The following is an 8,167-nucleotide window of genomic DNA, read 5'->3' as shown; positions in this document are numbered from 1 at the left end:
GTGCGATCAGCCCGAGCGACGGCACCATGGCGACCAGCGCGACCCCGGTCAGGGCGGTCGCGACCCACACCGGCCCCAGGCCGCCCGCGCTCGACAGGGTCACCGCTCCGATCGCCGGCCCGGCCGCGGCCCCGACGTTGAGCGCCACGGTCGCGTAGGAGCCACCCATGGTCGGCGCACCGGAGGCCGCGTAGAGCACCCTCGCGATCAGACTGCTGCCGACTGCGAACGCCAGGACACCCTGGACGAACACCAGCACGAGCAGCGGCACCGCGCGGTCGGCGAGCAGACCCAGGAGCAGCCATCCCGCGAGCAGCGCGGGCGAGGCCGCGACGATGACGAGACGGGGGTGCCGGTCGGACAGGCGCCCGGCAGCGGCGACCCCGACGAAGGAGCCGATGCCGAACAGCACCAAAGCCAGCGGCACCCAGACCTGGGCCAACCCGGCCGTGCCGGTGACGATCGGCGCCAGGAAGGTGAACGCGGCGAAGGTGCCTCCGTTGACCAGCGCGCCGAGGAGCATCGCGACGAGCAGGCGCGGCGCTCGCAGCTGCGTGAGCTCGGCGACCAGCGACGGCCCGGGCCGACCCGGTGCCTCCTCTTGAGGGCCGGACCGCACCCCGCTCGCGATCCCGAACGCCGCGGGCACGCACAGCAGCGCGACCGCCCAGAACGTGGCCCGCCACCCCAGGGCCGTACCGAGCAACGCGCCCGCGGGCACACCGGCGACGGTGGCGAGCGTCGTACCCGACAGCAGGACCGCGAGCGCGCGCCCCTTCCGGTCAGGGGCCACCAAGCGGGTCGCGGTGCTGAGCGCGACCGCCAGGAACCCGGCGTTGGCGACGGCTGCCACCACCCGGGACACGAACAGCACGGCGAAGTCCGGCGTGAGGGCGGCGACGACATGGCAGGCGGCGAAGAGTGCCAGACAGCCGAGGAGCGCGACCCGGGCGGGCCAACGGCGCGCGAAGGCGGCCATGACGGGCGCGCCGAGGATCATCCCGACCGCGAAGGCGGAGGTGAGCAGACCGGCGGTCCCGACCGAGACGTCGAGGCCGGCGGCGATGTCCGGCACGAGGCCGGCGAGCATGAATTCCGAGGTGCCCATGGCGAAGACCGCCAGGGCGAGCAGGTAGAGCGCGAGAGGCATGTGGATACTCCGAGGCAGGAAACGGACGGAAGGCGTCTCGTCACCACGGCCAGCACCCAGGGGTGGCCGAACGACCGCCCGCGCGAAACGCGCCGGGGCGGAAGGGGCTGGAACCTCAGTGGTTCAGGGGGCTGACGGCGTGACCGAAAGCCCCCACAGTGGCTGCCTCAGGGCTCGACATGGTCCGTAGGCTACCGCAGCGCCTGACCGGCATACGCCGCCACCGGCTCGACCCGCTGGCTGCGCTTCCACACCCGGAAGCTGTCCTCGTTGTTCCCGCGGCGCCAGTAGCCGGAGATCGACAGGTCGCCACGCGGCATCCCACGCTCGCGCAGCAGGTAGGGACGGATCCGCTGCATCGTGACCTCAGCCTCACCGTGCACGAAGGCGTGGACCCGGCCGAGGAGCCAGGGCAGCTCGCGTACGACTGTCTCGAGGGGCGGGTCGACCGTGGCGTCCACCCAGCGCACGATGACCCCGGCCGGTGCCTCGACCTGCTGGACATGGTCGGCGGAAGGCACCTCGATCACGGCGTAGCCGACCGCGTCGGCAGGCAGCGCCGCCAGCGCCGCCCGGATCGCGGGCAAGCCCGACTCGTCGCCGACGAGCAGATGCCAGTCGGCCGCCGGGTCCGGAGCGTACGTCCCACCCGGCCCGCGCACCGTGAGCACGTCGCCCGGTCCCGCGACGGTCGCGGCCCAACGGCCGGCGACGCCCTCGTCGCCGTGGTGCACGAAGTCGACGGCCAAGGTGCCCTCGGCGACCGAGGGATACAGCGCGGTGTAGGTGCGGCAGACGGTCGACCCGTCGCCGACCGGGATCTCCAGGCGGATGAACCGGTCGGTGCACACGCTGCCCACGAAGGCGGAGAGGTCCTCGGCGCGGAAGTGGACGCGGGTCATACCGGCACTGAGGCGCTGGGTCGAGGTGACCACGACCCGCGTCTCCGGCTTTGTCTCCGGCTTCACCGCGCGAAACATGAGGGGAGCCTAACCTAATTTCCGAGAAATGCAGATGGCGGCCCGCCGACTGCCCTAGAGTTGCGCCGTGCTCTACTCCGCCGGGTTCGAGTTCGAGTATGCCCTGGTGACGGAGTCGCCCGACGTAGGCGCGAGCACGTTTCGCGACTCGGGCGCCTTCCACGACTTCGGGGATCTCGACTTCGCCGCCCTTCAACGCGCCCTCGCCGACGGCTCCGGCGCCACCGACGACGGCCTCGTCCGCGGTGACCTCGGCATCAAGAGCGGCTACTGGTACCTCGAGGGCGACGAGCGGTTCGACGCCGACGGCACCTTCACCACGATGCTGGTCAAGGGCGTCGAGATCCGCACCCCGATCTGCGCCAGCACCACCGATGCCGCCGACCGGCTCGTCGACCTGCAGGGCGACATCGCCAAGCGTCTCGAGCCCCTCGGTCTGCACCTGGGCATCGTCGGCTTCAACCCGGTCCGCGAGGCGTACGTCCTCGACCCGCCGCTCAACGAGTGGGAACGGCAGATGCGGGCCGAGCACCGGGAGTACGACCACGCCGAGGTCTCCAACCTGAGCTACGGCCCCGACATCAACCTCTCCTTCCCCGGGCTCTCCGCGGCACAGGTGGTCGAGGTGACCCGTCGCCTGACCCACTACAGCCCCTTCATGGTGCCGTTCAGCTTCAGCTCGCCCTTCCACGCGGGCCGGCGCTGGCGCGGCCCCAGCAAGCGCACCTACGAGCGCACCTGGCGGCGGGTGGCGGCGCGCTGCTTCGTCGAACCGCCTGAGGGTGCCGAGCCCACCATGGTGCACAAGCCCCGGATCCCGCGCGAGGACGGGCGTATCGAGTTCAAGGCCTACGACGCCTTCCTCACCCGTGACCTGCTGCTCGCCGGCGCGGCGCTGACCCTCGGCGTCTGCCTCGCCGAGGATCTTCCGGGTCTTGCCGACAGACCCAGCCGCGACCTGCACCAACGCGCAGCGACCGCCGCGTTCGCCGACCCCGAGATCGCCGCAGGTGCGCGCGAGGTGATCGCGGCCGCCCGTCGCGCGCTCGCCGGCATGCCGGAGGCCGGCCACCTGGATGGTCTGGACCAGTTGCTGAGCGAGGGACGCACCCCAGCCGATAGCCTTCTGGACGCATATTCGCGCACCGGCCTGATGTACCACCCGGAAGGACTTCGTTGACTGATCTCCCCGCCGACCTGCCCGCCGACCTGACCGCTGAACTTCCCCCTGAGGCCGATGTGGCGATCTGCGGAGCAGGGCCGATCGGCGCCGCTACGGCCTACTTCCTGGCGCGGATGTCCCCGGAGCTGCGGATCGTGGTGCTCAGCGACGACCCCGCCGACGACCCCGGCCACGTCTCCACCTACCGCTACTCCGGCGGCAGCATCCGGTGGACCTGGGCCGACCCGCTCAAGCGGGAGATGACCACCGAGACCGCCGAGTTCGTGCAGAGCCTGCTCGCCGAGGGCGTCGACCTGGCCGCGATCGAGAACACCTACCACCTGCTCCACACCGGTGAGCACATTCCCGCGCTCAACATCTCCGCGTCCCGGCTGGTCTCCCACCTGCTGGAGCGGGCCGCCGACGCCGGTGCGCAGATCGTGCCCCGTGCGGTCGTCGAAGGCGTACGTCCCGACGGCTCGGGCCACCTGGTCGACACCGCTCGCGGCACCATCCGCGCGGAGCGCGTCCTGGTCGCGCTGGGCGCCGCCAACGCCCGACTCTTCCCGCAGACCGACGCCGAGCTCGAGAAGCGCCAGCTCTTCGTGCTCGACCTCCCGGTCCCGCCCGAGCGCGAGCGGATGCCGCACACGATCGTGCCGGTCGGCGACGGCTACGGCTACGCCTTCGTGAAGTCGGTCGAAGGGCGCCTGCGGGTCCTGGTCGGCCAGGAGGACATCGTCGAGGACGAGGACCTCAGCGGTCCCGTCGACCATTGGGAGACCCTCCTGGAGCGTGGCCTCGCGACCGCCCTCCCCTGGCTCCGCGAGGCGCAGGTCGAGCAGATCCTGTGGGGCGTCGACGTCGCCCAGAAGAAGCTCGTCCTGGACGAGCCCGCGCCCGGCCTGCTCCTGGCCGGGTGTGGCAGCTCGGTCCGCTCCTCGGCCTGGCTGGGACGTACGCTCGCCGAGCGGCTGGCGGCCTAGTCCGGAGTCAGCCCTCCAGCTCGGCCCGGGTCGGCGGGTTGGCACCGGCGCGCGAGACGGTGACGGCCGCCGCCCGGACGCCGTGGGCGAGCACCTCACGCCGGTCGCGGTCGAAGTCGTCCCAGAGCGCGTCGACCAGGCCGGCGGAGAAGGTGTCGCCGGCACCGATGGTGTCCACGACGGTCACCTTCCGAGCCTCGACGTCGATCCGCTCAGACGCGGTGATCCAGCTGGCCCCGTCGCCGCCGCGGGTCACCGCGACCGCGCCGGCACCGAGCTCGAGCAGCCGCGCGGCGGCCTTGTCGAGCCCGATCCCGGGATAGAGGGTCTCCAGGTCCTCGTCGCTGGCCTTGACCACATCGGCGTACGCCGTCGCCCGCTCGATCCGCGAGACGATCTCCGGACCGGTCCCGGTCAGCGTGGGCCGCATGTTGATGTCGTAGAGGACGCGAACCGAGTCCGGGAGTCCGTCGAGCAGCGCGAAGACCGTCTCCGCGCCGGGCGAGAGCACCGGGGCGAGTGAGCCGATGTGCACGAACCGCGGCGTCCCCACCTCGACCTCACCGAGCTTCCACTCCAGGTCGAAGACGTAGGTCGCCGACCCGTCGGCCGTGATGGTCGCCTGCGCGGTCGAGGTGCGGTCGAGCGCATGCGGGTCGCAGGCCATCACGACGCCCGAGTCAGCCAGGTGAGCAGCCAAGGAGCGCCCGCGAGCATCATCAGCGAACGAAGCAGCGAATCGCACCGGCCGGCCGAGGCGGCCGAGCGCCACGGCGACGTTGGCGCCGCTCCCGCCGGGGTGGTCCCGGGTCACGCCGTCAGCCGTCGTGACCACGTCGACCAGTGCCTCACCTATCACCAAAACGTCGGCAGCGGCATTGTCACGATCCAGGCTGGTCACGGCGGCAGGGTAGCAACTCGGCGTATGAGCTGGTTTTCCGGGGTTGACCAGCAGAAACCGCCTACTGTCCAGTAACCCACCGCGGATGGGCAGCCGCTCTCGACCGCGTGCGACCATTGAGGATGTGACCGAAGAATCCACCGAGACGACTGGTGGTCCGCAGGGCCCGACCCCCGCCCAGCCGACCGTAATCCACGAGGGTCTACCGACCCAGCTTCCGGACATCGATCCCGAAGAGACCAGTGAGTGGCTCGGCTCGTTCGACGCGATGCTCGAGTCGAGCGGACGCGAGCGGGCCCGCTACCTCATGCTGCGTCTTCTGGAGCGCGCCCGGGAGCAGTCCGTCGGCGTACCTGCCCTGCGAAGCACCGACTACATCAACACCATCCCCTCCGACCGCGAGCCGTGGTTCCCGGGCGATGAGGACATCGAGCGACGCATCCGCGCCTTCATCCGCTGGAACGCCGCGGTCATGGTCTCCTCCGCCAACCGCAAGGGCCTCGAGGTGGGTGGCCACATCGCCACCTACCAGTCCTCCGCGAGCCTCTACGAGGTCGGCTTCAACCACTTCTTCCGCGGGAAGGACCACCCCGGCGGCGGCGACCAGGTCTTCATCCAGGGCCACGCCTCCCCCGGCATCTACGCGCGCGCCTTCCTCGAGGGCCGGCTCACCGAGGAGCAGCTCTTCCGCTTCCGCCAAGAGGTGCAGCACGGCGTCGGTCAGGGCATCTCCAGCTACCCGCACCCGCGTCTGATGCCGGACTTCTGGGAGTTCCCGACGGTGTCGATGGGTCTGACCGGGATCAACTCGATCTACCAGGCCCGGTTCAACCGCTACCTGCAGAACCGCGGCATCAAGGACACCTCCGACCAGCGCGTGTGGGCGTTCCTCGGCGACGGCGAGATGGGTGAGCCCGAGTCGCTCGGCGCCATCCGCGTCGCCGCCCGCGAGGAGCTCGACAACCTCGTCTGGGTGGTCAACTGCAACCTGCAGCAGCTCGACGGCCCGGTGACCGGCAACGGCAAGGTCATCCAGGAGCTGGAGTCCAACTTCCGCGGTGCCGGCTGGAACGTCATCAAGGTCATCTGGGGCCGTGAGTGGGACCAGCTGCTCGCCAAGGACGTCGACGGCGTCCTGGTCAACAAGATGAACTCCACCCCCGACGGCCAGTTCCAGACCTATTCGGTCGAGACCGGTGCCTACGTCCGGGAGAACTTCTTCGGCTCCGACCCGCGCCTGCGCAAGATGGTCGAGCAGATGAGCGACGAGCAGATCCGCAAGCTCCCGCGCGGTGGCCACGACTACCGCAAGGTCTACGCCGCCTTCGACGCGGCCACCAAGACCGTCGGTCAGCCGACCGTCATCCTGGCCCACACCATCAAGGGCTGGACGATCGACGCTCTGGAGGGCAAGAACGCCACCCACCAGATGAAGAAGCTGACCATGGCGGACCTGAAGAAGTTCCGCGACCGTCTGCTCCTGCCCATCTCCGACAAGGAGCTCGAGGCGACCTACGAGCAGACCGGCGCGGCACCGTTCTTCAACCCGGGTCCGGAGTCCGCCGAGATCGAATACATGATGGAGCGCCGCAAGCAGCTCGGCGGCCCGCTCCCCCAGCGCCGGGTCGAGTTCAAGCCGCTCACCCTGCCGGGCGACAAGGTCTACTCCGAGCTCAAGCAGGGCTCCGGCAAGAACAAGATCGCCTCCACGATGGCCACCGTCCGGCTCCTCAAGGACTGGATGCGTGACCCCGAGATCGGCAAGCGCATCGTCCCGATCGCGCCGGACGAATACCGCACCTTCGGCATGGACGCGATGTTCCCCAGCGCCAAGGTCTACAACCCGGGCGGCCAGCAGTACGAGAGCGTCGACCGGAAGTTGTTGCTCTCCTACAAGGAGTCCGCGCAGGGCCAGCTGCTCCACGAGGGCATCTCCGAGGCGGGGGCGCTGGCTTCGGCGACCGCTGCCGGCACTGCGTACGCCACTCACGGCGAGCCGATGATCCCGTTCTACATCTTCTACTCGATGTTCGGGTTCCAGCGCACCGGCGACTCCATCTGGGCGATGGCCGACATGATGGGCCGCGGCTTCCTGATCGGCGCCACCGCCGGCCGCACCACGCTGACCGGTGAGGGCCTGCAGCACGCCGACGGTCACTCCCCGCTGCTGGCAGCGACCAACCCGGCGGTCGTGCACTACGACCCGGCCTTCGCCTACGAGGTCTCGCACATCATGCAGAGCGGCCTCGAGCGGATGTACGGCACCTCCGAGGAGCACCCGCACGGCGAGGACGTCATCTTCTACCTGACCGTCTACAACGAGCCGGTCAGCCAGCCCAAGGAGCCCGAGGGCGTCGATGTCGAGGGCATCCTGAAGGGCATCCACCAGGTCTCGACCGCTTCGGGCGAGGGCCCCCGGGTCCGCCTGCTCGCCTCGGGCGTCGGCTACCCGTGGATCGAGGAGGCGGCCCGCCTCCTCGAGGAGGAGTGGGGAGTCAAGGCCGACACCTGGTCGGTCACCTCGTGGAACGAGCTCGCTCGCGACGCCATCGACGCCGAGCAGTGGAGCCTCAACCACCCGGGCGAGACCCCGCGCACGCCGTACGTCACCGAGAAGCTGTCGGCGTCCACCGGCCCCGTCATCGCGGTCTCCGACTACATGCGGGCCGTCCCGCTGCAGATCGCCCGCTGGGTCCCGGACGACTACCGCGTCCTCGGCGCCGACGGGTTCGGCTTCGCCGACACCCGCCCGGCCGCGCGTCGCTTCTTCCAGATCGACGCCCAGTCCGTCGTCGTCCAGGCCCTTCAGGCCCTGGCCGAGGCCGGCGAGATCGACGCGTCGCTGGTGAAGAAGGCCTTCGACGCCTACCGCATCGACGACCCAACGGCCACGAAGGGCATCATGCAGGAGGGCGGCGACGCCTGAACCGTGGCGCCGAGTCGGCGCATCTGACCCCGTGTCTGGTGAAGCGAAGCGAGCCAGAGGGG

General features: G+C 70.3%; 6 protein-coding genes. 3 read left to right on the top strand and 3 right to left on the bottom strand.

Going from position 1 to position 8,167, the window contains the following annotated elements; genetic code table 11:
- The coding region (locus ACFVJS_RS24085) for a Cmx/CmrA family chloramphenicol efflux MFS transporter (protein WP_378885768.1) at positions 1-1,150 on the bottom strand (1,150 nt) is incomplete at its 3' end.
- A gap of 191 nt (positions 1,151-1,341) precedes the next feature.
- Positions 1,342-2,118: a siderophore-interacting protein gene (locus tag ACFVJS_RS24080; RefSeq protein ID WP_378885766.1), complete on the bottom strand. Its 777-nt coding sequence runs from the start codon at positions 2,116-2,118 to the stop codon at positions 1,342-1,344.
- Between the two features lie 79 nt (positions 2,119-2,197).
- Here ACFVJS_RS24080 and ACFVJS_RS24075 point away from each other — a divergent pair, with 79 nt between their 5' ends.
- The gene (locus ACFVJS_RS24075; RefSeq protein WP_378885764.1) at positions 2,198-3,310 is read left to right on the top strand and encodes a glutamate-cysteine ligase family protein; all 1,113 of its coding nucleotides are present in this window, start codon (positions 2,198-2,200) and stop codon (positions 3,308-3,310) included.
- Entirely contained in the window at positions 3,307-4,278 is a 972-nt protein-coding gene (locus tag ACFVJS_RS24070; protein WP_378885762.1) for an NAD(P)/FAD-dependent oxidoreductase, read from the top strand. The genes ACFVJS_RS24075 and ACFVJS_RS24070 overlap by 4 nt, the downstream gene beginning before the upstream one ends.
- Before the next feature lie 7 nt (positions 4,279-4,285).
- Here the strand turns inward: ACFVJS_RS24070 and ACFVJS_RS24065 are convergent, their stop codons facing one another.
- Positions 4,286-5,179 carry a carbohydrate kinase gene (locus tag ACFVJS_RS24065; RefSeq protein ID WP_378885761.1) on the bottom strand — a complete coding sequence of 298 codons (894 nt, stop codon included), beginning with the start codon at positions 5,177-5,179 and terminating at the stop codon, positions 4,286-4,288.
- Between the two features lie 85 nt (positions 5,180-5,264).
- Between ACFVJS_RS24065 and aceE the strand changes: the two genes are divergently transcribed.
- Entirely contained in the window at positions 5,265-8,105 is a 2,841-nt protein-coding gene (gene aceE, locus ACFVJS_RS24060) for a pyruvate dehydrogenase (acetyl-transferring), homodimeric type (RefSeq protein ID WP_378885759.1), read from the top strand.
- Positions 8,106-8,167: the final 62 nt, after the last annotated feature.

The sequence above is a fragment of the Nocardioides sp. NPDC057772 genome, assembly GCF_042798075.1.
GTDB lineage: Bacteria > Actinomycetota > Actinomycetes > Propionibacteriales > Nocardioidaceae > Nocardioides.
The sequence above is the reverse complement of the archived record's forward strand: the minus strand, read 5'-3'. Positions and strand labels throughout refer to the sequence as shown.